Genomic DNA, 244 nt, shown 5'->3' with positions numbered 1-244 from the left:
GATCATGGATAACAACCAAATGCCGAACATGATGCCGATCATGGATAACAACCAAATGCCGAACATGATGCCGATCATGGATAACAACCAAATGCCAAATATGATGCCAATCATGGATAACAACCAAATGCCAAATATGATGCCAATCATGGATAACAATCAAATGCCAAATATGATGCCGATTATGGATAACAATCAACCACCGAATGTGATGCCGCCGAATCCGTATTATCAACAACAAAAT

General features: G+C 39.3%; 1 pseudogene. It reads left to right on the top strand.

Annotated elements, in window-relative coordinates:
* A pseudogene (locus tag MR079_RS28870) lies at window positions 1-244 on the top strand (peptigoglycan-binding protein LysM); the annotation flags it as partial.

Origin of the sequence: Bacillus cereus group sp. BfR-BA-01381, from assembly GCF_022663555.1 — a bacterium.
Taxonomy (GTDB): domain Bacteria; phylum Bacillota; class Bacilli; order Bacillales; family Bacillaceae_G; genus Bacillus_A; species Bacillus_A pacificus.
The sequence above is the reverse complement of the archived record's forward strand: the minus strand, read 5'-3'. Positions and strand labels throughout refer to the sequence as shown.